Genomic DNA, 16,200 nt, shown 5'->3' with positions numbered 1-16,200 from the left:
ATCAGTGCTCTCCAAACAAATGGCGTGCGTCACCCCGTACAAAACCTGGGCCGCTGACGCGTTCGAGCCAGTCAAGGTCGGTCTTCAACATCTCTTCACCCCTCTCCCGAGCCCAGAATATCGGCCCCCCTTCCCAACGCGGAAAGCCGTAGCCATTGACAAGGACAACATCCACATCCGTTGCGTGACGTGCAACCCGCTCAGCGAGTAGTAATGCTGCTTCGTTCACCATGGACAGGAGTGCACGGCGTTGAATCTCCCCGTCGCTCAGTTTACGTACTTTCACCTGCTTCTCGACACGAGCCAGATCAATCAGCCCACGCACTTCTGTGTCCGGCGTGGGGTTCTTATCACCCTCCCGATATAGGTAGTATCCCCTTCCGCTCTTGTACCCAAAGCGCCCCAACTCACACAGGCGATCCGGAATGTCGACGTAGCGAGCCGACGGATCGCGAGTTGGCGCCAACTTCTTCCTCATGTTCCACGCGATATCCAGGCCAGAGAGATCCGCCACTGCAAATGGCCCCATTGCGAAGCCGAAGGAAGTCAATGCGCTATCGACCTGTTCCGGATACGCCCCCTCTTCAATCATAAACTCACACTGACGACGATAGGCGGCGTATATTCTATTCCCGATGAAGCCGAATGCATTTCCAGCAACGACTGGGAGCTTTCCGAGCTTCCGTGCAATTTGCACTCCAGTTTCAATTGCGTCGGCCGCACTATGGCGCCCATTTACAACCTCGGTAAGACGCATCAAATGGGCAGGGCTGAAGAAATGCAGACCGATCACATCCTGCGGCCGCTCAGTAACCTCGGCAATATCATCTATATCCAGATAAGATGTGTTGGTCGCTAAGATGGCGCCATTACGCGCAAACTGATCGATCTTACGGAAAACAGCTCGCTTCACGTCAAGATCTTCGAATACGGCCTCTATAACGATATCCACAGTACCCAGGCGATTCCAGTCCTGGGTGGCAAGGAGCCGATCCTGTAAGAGATTGGCATCTGATTTTGCTAGCTTCCCTGTCTTTACGCGTTCTGCAAAGTGGTCATCAATACGAGCGCGACCTCGTTCTAGAGCGACCACGTCCTGCTCCAAAAGCGTCACACTGAATCCGGCTTTCAACGCACAGATCGCAATGCCTGAACCCATGGTACCGGCGCCGATCACCGCGACACTATCGATGGTTCTCACTTGCAATTTATCGGCGCGAATAGGCTTGACAGCTTGGCGCTCTGAAAAAAACTGATGCCGCAAAGCAAAAGCGTCGTATGACAGCCGCAGGTGTTGAAACTTCTCACGCTCGCGAGCGAGAGCTTCATCTAAAGGCAAGCTCTCCGCAAACTTCACAAGCTCAATGGCTGCACAAACTGCCGGTCGACTCCGCCCGACACGCAGCGCCGCTGCGACTGCACGCTCGACCTCGTTCACTTCGCCGCGCGGTACCTCAACATCCCGTAGGCGCCTCTTCCCAGTCATCTTGCCTGCAAGGCGAATAGCCTCAACTTTCAGGTCCAAACTGGTCACTTCATCGATCAGGCCGAGCGCGATGGCATCCTCCGCTACCACACGCTCACCGCTGCAGATCATCTGAATTGCCTTCGCGATTCCAACAGCCCGCGGCAAACGTTGTGTCCCTCCAGCACCCGGCACGATACCGAGGGTTACCTCCGGAAGACCAACCTTGGTACCTGGACTTGCGATACGCGCGTCACATCCCAGCGCAAGCTCGAATCCTCCACCTAGAGCTGCTCCATGCAATGCCGCAACGAATGGCTTCGTACACCGCTCAATAGCAGAGATTACGCCAGGAAGTTGTGGGAATTCGAGTGGCATCCCAAACTCGCGCAGATCTGATCCTGCAACAAAAGTACTCCCACTACCAATGAGGACCGCCGCTTCGATGCTAGCATCACTCTCAACAACTTCGATTGCGGCTAGCAGGCCCTTCCTCACGTCCAAGGATCCGGCGTTGATTGGTGGGTTATCGATAATAATGACGGCAATTTTTCCATGATACTGAACACTCACCTTTCCGCTCATTCTCTATACCCCTCTATCCATATTCCCAAAACCATTGGCCAAATAGTGTCTTATTGTAAAATTGAAAACAATGTGTTACTAATAATTTAGGCTCATGCTATTCTGTGCCATCTGGTTCCCTTGCGCCGCTGATTTTTCTCGTAGCAGGAAACAATGGATATTATTTAAAATCCCCGGAAATGTATCACCTGAGTGACGCAAGCAACCGTTAACATTAATATTATCCGGTGTTGCCGAAGATAGCGCGACGCCACCTGAGGAATGCCAATTTTATGGATTCGCGATTTCCATAATGATCCACCCTTATCAACGGATGGCAGGTAAAATCATTATTAGATCCTGGCTGACCTGAGAAAAAACCAATCTATTTTTTACATAACAAAGGTGGGACCTGCCATCATCGAGCAGCTCCCACCATTATTCAATTTATAACAATCACCCATCCACTTTCTCGAATCCTTACCTTATAAATCAAATGGGATTCATCCAAAAGACAACGCTGTCACTCAAGCTCCCAACACCACAACACCATCCGCTGCACGCACTCCGTGGGACTCCGGTAGCACGAAGATTGGATTGATCTCCGCTTCCACCAGGCGTTCCCCCATGGATGCAGTCATGACTGAAAATGCCACGATCGCATCGGCCAGCGCGTCCACATCTGTCTTAGCCCGCCCGCGGAATCCATCCAATAGAGGCCATGTCTTAAGCTCGCGGATCATAGCCAATGCCTCGGCACGAGACAAGCCACCCGAGGCTGGAAGCATGCGCATAGTGGTATCTTTGAACAACTCCGCAGTGACACCCCCCATTCCTAACAGAATTGCCGTGCCAAGTGTGTCGCGGTGCATACCTAGGATCAGTTCTACGCCTCCACTCACCATCTCCTGAACTAGAAATCTATCGGGTAACGTCCCGGTCTTCGCAAGCACGTCATCAGCCATCATTGCCAGTCGCGCCTTCACGTTCTCTGGCATCAAATTGACAGCAACTCCACCAATATCGCTCTTGTGCGTAATCTCCGACGAGAGAATCTTCAGTACCACGCGGTCACCAAGTTCGCGGGCGGCAACTTCTGCCTCGTCGCCACCGGACACGATGGTCTCCCGCACGGCGGGGATACCGAACCGCACGAACAATTGCTTTGCGGCCGCCTCATCGAGCGCCCCCTCATGGAAGTCAGCGGTCATCACCGGAACTGCGGAAGTGGATTCGTTCGACAACTCCTGGTATCGGCCAGCGCGCAGCATAGCTCCAAGCGCGATGGTGCAACTCTCTGGCGCACTGAATGCCGGAACGCCGCGCTGATTCAGCAAGCAAGCGACTTGAGGTGCGTGTGGGCTGACATAGGCGAGAATTGGCTTGTCGCTCAGAGGCAGGCAGTCCTGGATGGCGCCGGCCATGAGGTCTGGCATTGCGAGGCTGGAGGAACCGACGATGATCGCCACCGCATCGTAGGTCGGGCTATCGAGAAGGGTCTTGATTGCTTCGCGCAGCAGATCTGGCTGCAAGCCTGCCAGGGTGACATCGATGGGATTACGGTCCAGGGCCGCGTGGTCGCCTTTTTGCAGCGCTCGCAAACGCTGCGCGGTCTGTTCGTCCGGAGGCGGTGTCTCGAAACCAGAGACACCGAGACTGTCGGACACCAACGTGCCCGCCCCACCCGTGGATGTCAGGATCGCAACCCGGTTCCCCCGCAGCACCCTGCCAGTAGCCAGTGCAGCAGGCATATCGAGCAAATCCGCGAAGGATTCCGCTCGGATTACTCCGACCTGCTTGAACAGCGCGTCGTACATGCGGTCCGCCCCCGCAAGCGCGCCGGTGTGGGAAACAGCTGCTCGCGCCCCCGCCTCCGAACGTCCAATCTTGAAAGCGACTACTGGCTTCCCAGCGCGAGCGGCCTTCAGCGCCGCTGCCCGGAATTTTTCAGGGTTGCGCACACTCTCGACATACAGGGCGATCACCGAGGTTGCATCGTCATCGGCTAGGTAGTCGACAAAGTCCGCCAAATCGAGGTCCACTTCATTGCTGGTGGATATCAACTTGGAAAGGCCAATCCCACGAGCTGCCGCGCGAGATAACAGCGCACCAAGGATACCGCCGCTTTGCGATACCACGCCGATATTCCCGGCAGGGAAATGATCCATCTCCAGCGCGCCGCTCGCCGACAAGGGGATGCTATCCGTGAGGTTCACCAGGCCGATAGTATTTGGCCCGAGCAGGCGCATACTGCCAGCAGCGTCAAGAAGTTCGGCCTGCCGGCGCGCTCCCTCGGCACCAGTTTCCGTATAGCCGCTCGCCAGGACAATTGCGGCGGCAGTCCCGCGCGCGGCCAGTTCGCGTACAGCCAAATGAGCGCGCTCGGCCCCAAGCAAGATGATCCCGACATCCGGAGTTTCCGGCAACGATTGAATATCCGGATAGCAGCGAATACCGTCGATTGAATCGACCTTCGGATTGACCGGATAAATCGCGCCGCTAAAACCGTGTTTCTTGAGATAGGAGACTGGCCGGCCGGCGGTCTTGGCGGGATCGGCAGACGCGCCGATGACTGCCACACTGCGCGGCTTGATCAATCGCGCGATGGCGGAAGGTGAGAGATCTGCGTTCATCGCATCAACCCTTTACAGCAGATTTTCTGAGGAATGCCAGGACTGCCTCACGGTGTTCGCTGCTTGTGTAGCAAATGCCCTGTGCGAGACTGCCCTGTCCGAATACCTGATTGGCCGGCAACTCGAAGGTCTGATTCAGGATCGATTTGCCTAAGGCAAGTGCCGTAGCCGATCCCTTGCTCAGTTCTGCGGCCCAGGCACTAGCATCTGCCAGCAGCGACTCCGGCTGACTTACGCGATCTGCGATACCCAATTGAAGCGCCTCCCCGGCATCGACCCTCCGTCCGCTGAAGATCAATTCCTTTGCCTTAGAGAGGCCGGTACGACGCGGCAGGAAATACATGCCACCGCCATCTGGAATCAGCCCGCGATTGATGTAAGACCAGGCAAAGCTGGCACTCTCGGATGCCACCACGAAATCACAGCTCATTGCCATGTCTGCTCCAAGCCCGGCCGCCGCTCCGTTCACTGCGGCGATGGTGGGCTTGGGCATGTTATGTAGCAGGGCAACAGTGTGGTGAACGCGCTGTTGGCGCGACCATCCGTTGAATGCCACTTCACCAGTCGGAGCATCCATCCGCCGCTGCATGCCTGCCACATCGCCACCCGCGCAGAAGCCTTTTCCGTTTCCGGTCAAGACCAACGCGCGAATCGACCTGTCCTGCGTCACTTGCTCAAGGGCGGCAATCAATTCCGTCCGCATGTCGTCACTAATTGCGTTACGCTTGTCCGGGCGATTGAGCGTCAGCGTAGCGATCCCGGCTTCGACGCCGAGGGTAATCAAGGAAGTATTGGTCATGCTCAGTCTCGTAACCTATGGAAATGCAACTCTTGTTCGCCCGAGTTCATCAGTCAGCGCTAATTTTCGCGTCCTTCACGACTTTGGCCCAACGGACCTCTTCGCTACGGACGTAACGTCCAAATTCATCGGGGGTGCCGCCGCTAATCATGAGGCCTTCAGACTCGGCTCGTTTGCGAAATGCTTCGGTCTGCACCGCCTTCTTTGCCGCCGCATTCAGGCGGTTGATCACCGGTGCCGGTGTGCCTGCTGGCACAAACAAACCGTACCAGCTCTCCGCCACATACCCGGGCACGCCGCTTTCCGCAATAGTAGGAATCTTCGCCAACCCCGGGCTTGGCGAACGCTCCGCTGTCGTCACTGCGATCGCTCGCAGCTTGCCACTCTCGATGTGCGCGCCGACGGCTGCTGCCGTCGCAAACATCACATCGACCTGCCCGCCGAGCAAGTCGGTAATAGCAGGACCTGCTCCGCGGTATGGAATATGGTTCAGGTCGACTTTCGCGAGTGACTTAAACAATTCCCCGGCAAGATGTGCGGATGTCCCAGGTCCTTGCGAGGCATACGACAACTTTCCGGGCCTCGCTTTAGCTGCCGTGATGATGTCGTTTACAGTCTTATAAGGACTATCCGGTCGCACTACCAGCACGTTGGGCGACCGGCCCACCAGCATGACGGGCGCGAATGCCTTATCGGTCGAATATGGCAATTTCGGATGGATGCTTGGATTGACAGCGTGCGCCAGCGTTGCCATCACCATCGTATAGCCATCCGGCGCACTCTTCGCAACAGCATCTGTGCCAATGATGGTCCCGCCACCTGGCTTGTTGTCAATCACTACCGGCTGACCAAGCTCCTGCGACATCGTGATTCCCATTGTTCTCGCAATAAGGTCTGTACCACCTCCAGGGGCAAATGGAACAACAATTCGAATCGGCTTTTCGGGAAAGGCAGCCGCGCTGGTCGATGGAAGCAACGCGCCAGCGGTGGCGAAAGCAAAAGACAGCGTTGTGATCTTTCGAATAAGGATGGAAGAATGGATTACCAATTCTGTCTCCGATATGATTATTGGCACGAGAGCGGATAGTGCTTGGTTGCACATGCCCCGTGGGCCTATTGATGGAGGTGAGAGTAGATGTTTTTTGTCGAATTCGCACCCCTACATTTCCATCAGATGGAATTGGGGGCTCGATGATTCGCCGGCATGACCAGTGCGCCGTGCTGGAAAACGGGTCACTGTGCCGTCCTGAAACGAACTAACGGACGGCGAGCCACCGCTTCGATGCCCCCAAATGTGGATGCACCGACTACGTCATATCCGACACGATCTAGATGTGTTGCGTGTGCTTCCTCGGACTCCGGATGCCGCCGCCACGGCGCCTCGAGATACTATGCCGGAATGGCCGCCAATGCCAAAATTTGCTTCACCGGAGTAGTGGCCATTTTTTCGAAAGCTTCAATCAGCAGTCCGATTCGATCGGGAGGTAGGATTGGTCCAACCAGCGATGCGAATTTTGATCGAATCGCATTGGGACGCTCCGCATTTGTGGCGGAACCGGACGGGTTTAGTAACTCAACGCGTTCGAAACGCCCTGGGCTGGTCTCTACCTCCACCCACCCGCAGAAGTTAGCTGGGTACTGCCCATCGAGAAGCGGATCGTGCACCAATTCTATGTCGTTTGCGAGTTTGGTAATCACCGCATCATGCAACTTTCCAGATGCGAACTGGCCGGGCAAAACGGCTCCCTCCAACAAGGCCACCGCGATTGCGTAGCGCGCGCTCATCTGGGCGTTGAGTGCGCTGCTCGGTATATACTCGTAGCCACACTGCACCCTCACCACTTTTGCCATGCCTGCCCGGACGTGCCGACCCGACTCCCAAAGGGGCCGCAGGGCTAGTGCAGCGTCCACATGCGCATGCACGCTCCCACAACACGCATACGGCTTGAAGTTGGTAGCCGGCATATGCCAAGTACTGCCAAGGCCCGCAACTAGCCGATCGGGTAGCGGATTATCGGCGAAGGCACGAAGCCAGCCACCGTCTTCCGCTTCGTATATCGACGTCGGTCCACTCAGCCCAAGCGCCGCCATCTCTACCGCCATGACTCCAGCGTGGGCGGCACGTCCGGGGTGCAGTCGCTTTGAATCGGTACCATCACATGCAAACGCAAACAAGCCTCCCGATTGTGTTCCTGCTAGACCAAGCGCCCAGCTCGTACGCGTGGCGTCCAGCCCTAACAGAACGGCCGCGGAGGCGGCGGCTCCTAAAGGGCCACACACCGCAGTCAAATGCCAACCTCTCATGCGGGCTTGGCCTGGCTGTAACGAAAGAGAACTTCTAATGATCGTTTCATAGCCAACGGCGATCGCTGTTTCAACACGCTCCGGTGCGGCTTTGAGTGTCTCCGCCAACGCAAAAACCGTCGGAACGATGACAGCACCCAGATGGACCTTTGCGTTGTGAAAGTCATCCAGTTCAAATGCGTGCGACGACGCACCGTTGACGAGTGCAGCATCGCTCGCACGGAAGGTGGCACCGGGTCTCCCCCACAGTTGCGCACCGCTTTCAATGGAGGACTGATAACCATTCTTCGCCCAATCACGGATCGCCTTTGACCAAGGTTCATCGTGCCCTGTGAGGCCAGCACCGAACGTGTCGAGCGCGAGCAGCCGTACGGTCTCGGTCACGCTATTGGGAATATCTTGATGACGTACGCTAGAGATCCACTCGGCTAATTGTCTGGTAATCATCAAAACCCCTTAATGAAAGGCAAAAATAGAAATCGTCTCCACCTCAATCGATGCGAATATTGGCGTCCTTTACCACCTTACGAATTTTCTCCATGTCTTCTTGGATGACTTTCTTGAACTGCTCCGGAGTCGAATTGACCGTTTTGAATGCCAGATCTTGGAAGCGTGCCTTCATCACTGGTGCTTGCACGGCTTTCGCGATTTCAACTCCAAGCTTACGAGTCACTCCTGCAGGCATATTGGCCGGCCCCCAGATGCCGTACCATGAGAGCAATTCGAAGCCTGGCATTCCGCTCTCCGCCACTGTTGGCACAGCAGGCAGTTGCGGCAGGCGGCTCTTGCTGGTCACCGCAATGGCCCTTAGTTTCCCACCTCTGACGAAGGGGTACGCTCCCGGCATGGGAGACACCGCAGCAGAGACATGACCCCCGATAACATCGGCCAATTGCGGCACTGCTCCCTTGTAGGAGACGATCTCCATATCAAGCTTTAATGCGTGCCGAATCATCTCCTCGGCCAGATGGCTGGTGGTGCCCAGGCCAGAGGTTGCCCATGTGTACTTCTTCGGATTCGCTTGCGCAAGCTTGGAGAACTCCGCCAATGTCTTTACCGGTATCTCGTTATTAGAGACTACCAGCAATGGCACGTAACCCACTTGTCCAATAGGCGTGAAGTCGCGCTCTGCGTCGTACGGGGACTTGCTAACAACTAATGGAAGGTACACTTGGCTTGATGCATTGAAAAGCAAGGTGTATCCATCAGCCGCGGAGCGCGCCACCATCTCCGAGCCGATCATGCCGGATGCTCCTGGTCGATTCTCAATCACGATCGTCTGTCCCAGTTGCCTCTGCAACTGATCGGCAATCAGCCGGCCAACGGTATCGATTGATCCACCCGGCGTATAGGGGATCACCATCTTGATGGGCCGAACCGGATACTCCCCTTGCGCCTTTGCAACGGTTCCGAGCATGAGCGGCAACGCTGCGCCCATAGTCACGGCGAGCACTAGCCGCCGCCGTCTTGGTGTGGTGGCAATTGTCTTCAAAGCGTCTCCTTTCTCGTTATGCCCTGGCGCCCCACTGACATTCAGGTCTATGACCGCCTGCTACTTAGGAGCCGCCCGCGTAGCCCACTCTAGGTTCCTGCCGCGAGAGCGTCCAATATTGAATGGCTCACTGAGTAATAGCGATTCGGTATCACAACCGGCGGCGGCCTCTCGCAGCGCTATCCCTCGATCGAGCTGCGGTTCGATACGAACACCTGATCTCGAAATTGACTTCCATTTTGTGTTTCACTAGCGCGGAGGAAGGGATTGTGGCCTTTACAAAGTCACCGTTCGTGAAGTACTTTGATACCGGCGACGCGCAATTATGTGCATCACTTATTTTGAGATCGTATATGGAGCTAAGGCAGCTTCGCTATTTTGTGATGGTCGCGGAGGAATTGAACTTCAGACGCGCGGCTGTTCGGCTGCACATGTCTCAGCCGCCGCTTTCCCACCAGATCAAAGCGCTGGAGGAGGAACTGGGCGTTGAACTGCTTCAGAGGACCCGGCGGGAGGTCAGACTTACAGATGCAGGGAAGACATTCCTCATCGAAAGTCGGAATGTGCTTGACCAATTGCGTGTCGCGGTTAGCACGACAGTGCGTACAGCGGCTGGCGAAGTTGGCACCATACGCATCGGCATGGTGACCTCTGGTATCTTTCACGTCCTCCCAACTATCCTCACACGAATGGCCACACGCTTCCCGGGCATCGAGGTAGCTATTACGGATATGGGTTCACAAGACCAAGCACAGGCCGTGATGCAAGATAAGCTGGATATCGGCATTGTCCATTCGGTTCCAAGCCGAAAAGGACTCAATAAGAGTCCCATTTTTTCCGAGCAGTTTTCGATCGTTCTTCCGGCAAATCATGCACTTGCGGCCAAGCCGAGCCTCCGGCTCGGCGACCTTGATGGCCTGCCGATGGTTGCCTTCTCTCGCGAGCATGCTCCGGCGTTGTTCGACGGTCTCGTGGCGTCTTGCGTGGATGCTGGATTCAGCCCTTCGATCGCGCACTTCGCCCGCAATCCTCTTACGATATTTCAGATGGTAAAAATGGGGTTGGGCGTCGCTCTGGTGCCACGCTCCTATGCCAACACTGACTTCAACGGTCTCTGCTTCCGCGAATTGGAGCATACCGCTGGCCGAATCCAGATCTATGCAATCTGGCGGCAGAAGAGTCCATCAGACTTGGTGCAAAAGGTCGTTGGAGAGGTAATGAGTGCCGTGATAGCCAATCAAGTGTAGCTGGTGCGAGCAGCGCTTGCGGTGGCCCGCCATGGCGGGCCACGATGGCGTTCAATGCCGTGGCGATCCAGACTCATTGCCTTGCAAGTACGAAAGAATCGCCGAAACCACAGCCTCAGGCTGCTCAGGTATCAATGCGTGAGCAGCATTGCTGATTGTGAGGGTGGTGACACGCTCGCCAAGGAAGTCCTGTAGGACATTAGCGTAGCGCTGCGGCGCAATGACATCGTGTTCCGCCTGGACGTTCAGAATCGGGGCAACACCGCCAGCGAAGAACTCATCGACTGGTGTGCGCTTTTGCGCCAACGTCTGCATTGTAAGGAGACGTGTATTCCAGCCACCCAGCCACAAGCTAGCATCATTGCCGGGAGCAAAAAAGACCTGCCGCAAGCTCTCTAGGCGCTCTTCGTTTGAAAGAGTCGTATCACCGCATTTTTCGATGGTGGCGCGAATCTCAGGCGGGATAGGCAGCGCGTCCACGCCTGCTGGCACCTTGCCCGCAGATCCAGCCAGTAATACGAGTGCTTTCACGAGATCGGGACGGTCACTAGCAAGCGTACGCGCAATCCAGTTCCCGTGTGCATGACCTACCACCACCACGGGCCCCGACTGATCGTACTCTATGACCGCAGCGATATCCTCGGCCCAGTCATGCAGCGTCTTGTTCTCCAGCGGTCCAGTACTCCCGCCGTTTCCACGCGGCTCGGGGCAGAGTACGCGGAACCCAGCTCTCTCGAGGGGCTTTGCTAACTCGAGCATATCGACGGCGCCCCGCCCAAGTGACGGCAGAAGCACAATTGACGGTCCGGTTCCGAGAGCATAAACCTCAATGGATATCTCATTATTCCGTTCTACAAGGAATCGGGACGCGTCCTGTTCCTCTCCCGCCAGAAGCTGTGCGTACGCGTTGGTTTGGCTGCTGACGAGTGCATCGTTACCCATATTGTCCTCTTCATGCTGGCATTTGTAGAGCGAGCTACCGTGATTCAAGTCCTCTACACTCTAGCGACCCCTTGCCCTCTAATCCAATACCCTTTCCAACTGACAGTGATAGTGCCGACAGATATCCAATGACGCCCACATTCACTTGCGAATCGATTGGCGTGCCAGCCACTTTTCGTTCATATCCGGCTATCCGGCCTCCGAAACGCCGAGCAAGTTCAAGGCCCGCGAAAGAACCGGGGACCGATTCTCCGGGTGCCAGATTACTGAGTACTCCGCCTGTGCCGTCACACCAACAAGGGGTTTAAGTACCACCCCTGGCAGAGCCGCCCGCCCCAAAGTGCGTGGCACAAGCGATACTCCCCGGCCCAATGCCACCAAACTGACCACCGACAACAAATGTTTGGCATAGTGACGAATATTGGGACTGAACCCCGCCTGCAAGCAGGTCGAGACGATCAAGTCGAAGTACCCCGGCGCGCTCTCTCGCGGAATAACAACAAAGGCCTCTTCCGCAAGGTCAGCGGGGTCAATTCGCTGCCGCTGGGCAAGTCGGTGCGATGCTGGCAGCGCTGCTGCCAGGGGTGTGCGAGCCAATAGGTGTGCACTCATCTCCCCGACGCCCATGGGTACTTGGGCTAAACCAAGATCGATACGATCACGCCGCAGGGCCTCCACCTGCTCGGATGACCCCATCTCCTCCCACACCGTCTCCACGCCGGCCAGCTCGCGTTCAAGCCGCTCGATATGTTTCTCGATACCAATGTAAATCACCGCCGCAACGAAGCCGATACGCAGAGTACCCGTCTCCCCATGCTCCGCGCGCCGGACTACCTCCATCGCCAGATCCGCCTGATTCAACATACGGCGTGCCTCTTGAACCAATACACGTCCAGCGGACGTCAGCCGTACATGTCGCTTGTTCCGGTCGAACAGCATCACCCCTAGCTGTGCCTCAAGTTGTTGGATGTGCTTGCTCAAGGGCGGCTGTGATATACGCAGCCGTTCTGCCGCCCGGCCGAAATGCAACTCCTCAGCCAGAACGAGGAACATTCTCAGGTCTCGCATTTCCATGGAGCTATCTCAATTCGGGAATAGAGCGACTGATTCTAAACTGGAATTAGTCTGCCAAGAAAAATGTATTGGACGGACCATCCGGATGCTACGCACAATGCAGCCAACTTCGCAGTACATCGCACTAGAACGATACGGAGACAAGACATCTAAGTACGCGGGTACCGTACTCCATGTCAACCGCAAGCAGACCTGCACTCTCCGTTCGCGCAGCCGCGATGGCCAATCGCATTGCCTGACGAGAGCCCCTATGACACGAATCCCTCCCCTCGCACCTGCCGACATGACCCCTGAGCAGCGTGCCGTGCACGATACTATCGTCGCTGGCCCGCGCGGACAGGTTCGCGGGCCACTCGCCGTTTGGCTGCATCGTCCCAAATTGGCGGCCAGCGCCCAGGCACTGGGCCAGTTCTGCCGCTACGACTCGTCTCTACCACAACGGCTATCTGAGTTGGCCATCTTGATGATGGGTCAATTCTGGGCTGCGGAGTTTGAATGGTGGGCTCATAAGCCGCTGGCCTTGAAAGCCGGGGTAAGCGCGGAGATCGTGGAGGCCATCCGTACGGGCTCGACACCGCTGTTTGAGCGCGACGACGAGGCCGTCGTTTACGCAGTGATGCGAAGTCTCAATGAAGCACACCGAATCCCCACACCGCTATACAACCAGGCACTGGAGGTGTTGGGTCAGGACAGCATAATTGATCTGGTGGGCCTAGCCGGGTACTACACCTTGATCTCCATGACCATCAACGCCTTCGAAGTTATGCCACCCGATGGCACCCCCTCGGAGCTTGGCCTGCCGCCAGGTTGAGCGGTATTGCTGCTTGCAAAGCCCATACGAATTATTGACAGCACACCAATCACGGACAACCGGTAGGAAGGACCAAGAGATTATGTCGAGAAGATTGCAAGGGAAAGTCGTTATCGTGACCGGTGCGGGCTGCGTTGGGCCTGGCTGGGGGAATGGGCGCGCCGTCGCGGTGCGCTTCGCCGAGGAGGGTGCCAAGATCTTCGCCGTGGATAAGAGCGCTGCCGCCATGGAAGAAACGCTGGCGCGAGTGCATGCGGTTCAGGGCGACGTTGAACCCCATACGTGCGACATGACGAACTCCGCCGAGGTAGAGGCAATGGTCAAGGCCTGTATAGCTCGCTTCGGCCGCGTCGATATCCTTGTCAACAACGTTGGAGGTTCGGCGCGCGGCGGGCCGGTGGACTTGAGTGAAGAAAGCTGGGATGCGCAGCTGAGCTTTAACCTCAAAAGCGTATTCCTGGCCTGCAAGCACGTTCTGCCGCTGATGGTAAGCCAGGGCGGCGGTGCCATCGTGAATACGGCCTCCACCTCGGGGATCCGATGGACGGGTGCAGCACAGGTTGGTTACGCCTCAGCCAAAGCCGCGATCATCCAGTTCTCGCGCGTCGTGGCTGTGGAGTACGCAAAGCAAAATGTCCGCGTCAATACCGTCATCCCCGGCCAAATGCACACGCCGATGGTCGAGGCACGTCTTGCCGGACAACGTGCCGGCGGTGATGTCGAAGCATTGCTCGCGCAGCGCGTGGCACGCATCCCGCTAGGCTTTATGGGCGATGGCCGGGACACCGCAAATGCAGCACTGTTCCTTGCATCGGACGAGGCACGCTTTGTCACCGGAGCGGAACTCGTGGTCGATGGCGGGATGAGCGTGCGTTGCGACTGACGCTCGCTACAACGCCTCACGCAGCATCGAACAAGACAATTTAGCCGCAGGCCTTGGCCCGGCAACAACAAGTCAATCAGAAAACCGTTGGAGACAACCCAATCATGATTTCAAATAAGGCGTGCGCCGATACGCGCCGGCGTATAGTCCTGCACACCCTACTGGCCACGGCTGCTGCTGGCACCGCCGTGCTGGGTGGCACTGCTCACGCAAGTACATATCCCGACAAACCCGTGCGCATGGTGGTTGCATTCTCCCCGGGCGGGCCCACCGACATCATTGCGCGCGTGATCGCCCGTAAGCTGGGTGATCGTCTGGGTCAACAGGTTGTGGTGGAAAACCGACCGGGTGCTGGTGGCAACATCGCTTCTGAGCAGGTCGCGAAGGCGCCCGCGGATGGCTACACACTGCTCTACAACAGTTCGTCTATTGCCATCTCGCCCGCCCTGTTCCAGAAGCCGATGCTGAATCCAGGTGGGATCTTCACTCCCGTGGCTTATGTGGTTACCGTCCCGCTGGTGCTCATCGTCAACTCAGCACTACCCGTAAAAACGCCGCAGGATTTTCTCAAGCTGCTTAAGGCAAAACCTGGCAAGCTGAACTTTGGTTCCTCTGGCAACGGCACCATTGATCACTTGACCAGCGTTCTGTTTGCTGCCCAGACCGGGACGCAGTTCAATCACGTCCCCTACAAGGGCAATGCCGCTGCCCTGCCGGACCTGCTTTCCGGCCGTCTCGATTTCATGATGTCGGGCAGCCTGAATGCTGTAATGCCCTTCATCAAAGACGGCAAGCTGCGCGCTATCGCGGCGACCACCAGCCGTCGCGTATCTCTTCTCCCTGATACGCCGACACTGGCCGAGACCATTGTGCCCCACTTCGACTCGGGCACCTGGCAAGGTATCGTGGGCCCGCGCGGTCTACCCACCGATATCGTCACCCGCCTTAATCGCGAGATCTCCGCCGTCCTGAAAGACCCAGAGACCATTTCGGCACTGCACGCACAGGGCGCAGAACCCACTGGTGGGACTCCAGCACAGTACGGCGAGCTAATCAGGACCGAGTTCACAAAATGGACGCGCGTGGTCAAGGAGACCGGCGCGACCTCGGATTGATAAACCTCTCCACTAGACACACCATGACTGAGATGCGTGCAGATGCAAGGCAAGCCGGCATTTGGGACTGCCATACCCACATTTATGGCCCTTATGCGGTACACCCTCTGCCATCGGACGCCATTTACAGCCCACAGGCGGCGCCTTTCGCAGAGCTCCACGCCTTGCACAGCCGGCTCGGTATCTCGCACGGCGTACTTGTTCAGGGAGCATGCTATGGCGATGATCACAACGCGTTGCTTGCGGCTCTCGACGCTAGCGCCAACGCCTACCGAGGCGTAGCCCTGATTGACCCTGAGATCGACGAAGCGCGTCTGGTTGACATGCATTCACGAGGCGTTCGCGGTATCCGCCTGGGACTGATGTCGCACCTGGCCGGGCGCAGCGACCCGGCCCGCATGCTAGCCATGCTCGACCGCATCCGTCCCTATGGCTGGCATGCATTGGTGCATGGGGAGTTGCCGGACGTGCTGGAGGCGCTCGAACACCTCGCCGCGCATGGCGTGCCGCTCGTGATCGATCATATGGCGCGGGCAAAGGCTGCCGACGGAATTGACTATTCCGCATTCTCGACCCTGGAGACCCTCCTTGCCTTGCCGCATATCTGGATAAAGCTATCTGGAGCCGACCGAATTACCGGTGGGTCGGCGCCGTTCGGCGCAGCGGTGCCCATCGCTTGCAGGCTGTTGGACATCGCCCCTGATCGCGCGATCTGGGGCAGCGACTGGCCTCATCCCAACATTGCGTACCCGTGCCCAAGCGAGCAAGACCTTCTAGCCTGGATCCGCGCTGTCTGCGGCGATGAGTCGACGACTAACGCAGTATTGGCTGGCAATGCGGCACGGTTATACGCTTGAGAGGAGCGAAAGAA

General features: G+C 57.0%; 13 protein-coding genes. 5 read left to right on the top strand and 8 right to left on the bottom strand.

The genetic code is table 11. The annotated features are described in order from the left end of the window. Position 1 precedes the first annotated feature (1 nt). From AC1RQK_RS09875 to AC1RQK_RS09850, 6 genes are all read right to left on the bottom strand, one after another. Entirely contained in the window at positions 2-2,050 is a 2,049-nt protein-coding gene (locus tag AC1RQK_RS09875; protein ID WP_492808812.1) for a 3-hydroxyacyl-CoA dehydrogenase NAD-binding domain-containing protein, read from the bottom strand. A gap of 506 nt (positions 2,051-2,556) precedes the next feature. Next, on the bottom strand, positions 2,557-4,662 hold the full coding sequence (locus AC1RQK_RS09870; RefSeq protein WP_492808811.1) for an acetate--CoA ligase family protein: 2,106 nt from the start codon (positions 4,660-4,662) through the stop codon (positions 2,557-2,559). 4 nt (positions 4,663-4,666) lie between these two features. Further along, complete coding sequence (locus AC1RQK_RS09865; protein WP_492808810.1) at positions 4,667-5,461, bottom strand: enoyl-CoA hydratase/isomerase family protein; 795 nt, start codon at positions 5,459-5,461, stop codon at positions 4,667-4,669. Positions 5,462-5,510: 49 nt separating this feature from the next. Further along, positions 5,511-6,476: a Bug family tripartite tricarboxylate transporter substrate binding protein gene (locus AC1RQK_RS09860; RefSeq protein WP_492809077.1), complete on the bottom strand. Its 966-nt coding sequence runs from the start codon at positions 6,474-6,476 to the stop codon at positions 5,511-5,513. 374 nt (positions 6,477-6,850) lie between these two features. After that, positions 6,851-8,212 carry an MmgE/PrpD family protein gene (locus AC1RQK_RS09855; protein ID WP_492808808.1) on the bottom strand — a complete coding sequence of 454 codons (1,362 nt, stop codon included), beginning with the start codon at positions 8,210-8,212 and terminating at the stop codon, positions 6,851-6,853. Between the two features lie 43 nt (positions 8,213-8,255). Next, positions 8,256-9,257: a Bug family tripartite tricarboxylate transporter substrate binding protein gene (locus AC1RQK_RS09850; RefSeq protein ID WP_492808807.1), complete on the bottom strand. Its 1,002-nt coding sequence runs from the start codon at positions 9,255-9,257 to the stop codon at positions 8,256-8,258. Between the two features lie 293 nt (positions 9,258-9,550). Here AC1RQK_RS09850 and AC1RQK_RS09845 point away from each other — a divergent pair, with 293 nt between their 5' ends. Then, entirely contained in the window at positions 9,551-10,504 is a 954-nt protein-coding gene (locus AC1RQK_RS09845; RefSeq protein ID WP_492808805.1) for a LysR family transcriptional regulator, read from the top strand. Positions 10,505-10,555: 51 nt separating this feature from the next. Here AC1RQK_RS09845 and AC1RQK_RS09840 read toward each other — a convergent pair whose 3' ends face one another. Together AC1RQK_RS09840 and AC1RQK_RS09835 are read right to left on the bottom strand one after the other, a co-directional pair. Continuing rightward, positions 10,556-11,446 (bottom strand): alpha/beta fold hydrolase, encoded by an 891-nt coding sequence (locus AC1RQK_RS09840; protein ID WP_492808803.1) that lies wholly within the window; start codon positions 11,444-11,446, stop codon positions 10,556-10,558. Positions 11,447-11,635: 189 nt separating this feature from the next. Then, positions 11,636-12,520, bottom strand: coding sequence for a LysR substrate-binding domain-containing protein (locus AC1RQK_RS09835; RefSeq protein ID WP_492808801.1), 885 nt, complete (start codon positions 12,518-12,520; stop codon positions 11,636-11,638). Positions 12,521-12,770: 250 nt separating this feature from the next. Between AC1RQK_RS09835 and AC1RQK_RS09830 the strand changes: the two genes are divergently transcribed. The 4 genes from AC1RQK_RS09830 to AC1RQK_RS09815 all read left to right on the top strand — a co-directional run bounded on the left by AC1RQK_RS09830 (position 12,771) and on the right by AC1RQK_RS09815 (position 16,186). After that, complete coding sequence (locus AC1RQK_RS09830) at positions 12,771-13,331, top strand: carboxymuconolactone decarboxylase family protein (RefSeq protein ID WP_492808800.1); 561 nt, start codon at positions 12,771-12,773, stop codon at positions 13,329-13,331. A gap of 82 nt (positions 13,332-13,413) precedes the next feature. Beyond that, the gene (locus AC1RQK_RS09825) at positions 13,414-14,214 is read left to right on the top strand and encodes an SDR family NAD(P)-dependent oxidoreductase (RefSeq protein WP_492808798.1); all 801 of its coding nucleotides are present in this window, start codon (positions 13,414-13,416) and stop codon (positions 14,212-14,214) included. A 104-nt stretch (positions 14,215-14,318) separates the two neighbouring features. After that, positions 14,319-15,329, top strand: a complete 1,011-nt coding sequence (locus tag AC1RQK_RS09820; protein ID WP_492808797.1) for a Bug family tripartite tricarboxylate transporter substrate binding protein — start codon at positions 14,319-14,321, stop codon at positions 15,327-15,329. 23 nt (positions 15,330-15,352) lie between these two features. Beyond that, positions 15,353-16,186: an amidohydrolase family protein gene (locus AC1RQK_RS09815; protein WP_492808795.1), complete on the top strand. Its 834-nt coding sequence runs from the start codon at positions 15,353-15,355 to the stop codon at positions 16,184-16,186. The last annotated feature ends 14 nt before the right edge of the window (positions 16,187-16,200 follow it).

Source organism: Cupriavidus sp. GW822-FHT02D05, from assembly GCF_058802485.1.
Note: the sequence above shows the minus strand (reverse complement) of the source record. Positions and strands in the feature narration are given on the sequence as shown.

What these genes read in the sequence shown, in the direction of transcription:
- AC1RQK_RS09855 (WP_492808808.1), bottom strand. Translation starts at nt 8,212, where the DNA reads ATGATTACCAGACAATTAGCCGAGTGGATCTCTAGCGTACGTCATCAA.
- AC1RQK_RS09820 (WP_492808797.1), top strand. Translation starts at nt 14,319, where the DNA reads ATGATTTCAAATAAGGCGTGCGCCGATACGCGCCGGCGTATAGTCCTG.
- AC1RQK_RS09815 (WP_492808795.1), top strand. Translation starts at nt 15,353, where the DNA reads ATGACTGAGATGCGTGCAGATGCAAGGCAAGCCGGCATTTGGGACTGC.
- AC1RQK_RS09875 (WP_492808812.1), bottom strand. Translation starts at nt 2,050, where the DNA reads ATGAGCGGAAAGGTGAGTGTTCAGTATCATGGAAAAATTGCCGTCATT.
- AC1RQK_RS09865 (WP_492808810.1), bottom strand. Translation starts at nt 5,461, where the DNA reads ATGACCAATACTTCCTTGATTACCCTCGGCGTCGAAGCCGGGATCGCT.
- AC1RQK_RS09830 (WP_492808800.1), top strand. Translation starts at nt 12,771, where the DNA reads ATGACACGAATCCCTCCCCTCGCACCTGCCGACATGACCCCTGAGCAG.
- AC1RQK_RS09840 (WP_492808803.1), bottom strand. Translation starts at nt 11,446, where the DNA reads ATGGGTAACGATGCACTCGTCAGCAGCCAAACCAACGCGTACGCACAG.
- AC1RQK_RS09835 (WP_492808801.1), bottom strand. Translation starts at nt 12,520, where the DNA reads ATGGAAATGCGAGACCTGAGAATGTTCCTCGTTCTGGCTGAGGAGTTG.
- AC1RQK_RS09870 (WP_492808811.1), bottom strand. Translation starts at nt 4,662, where the DNA reads ATGAACGCAGATCTCTCACCTTCCGCCATCGCGCGATTGATCAAGCCG.
- AC1RQK_RS09825 (WP_492808798.1), top strand. Translation starts at nt 13,414, where the DNA reads ATGTCGAGAAGATTGCAAGGGAAAGTCGTTATCGTGACCGGTGCGGGC.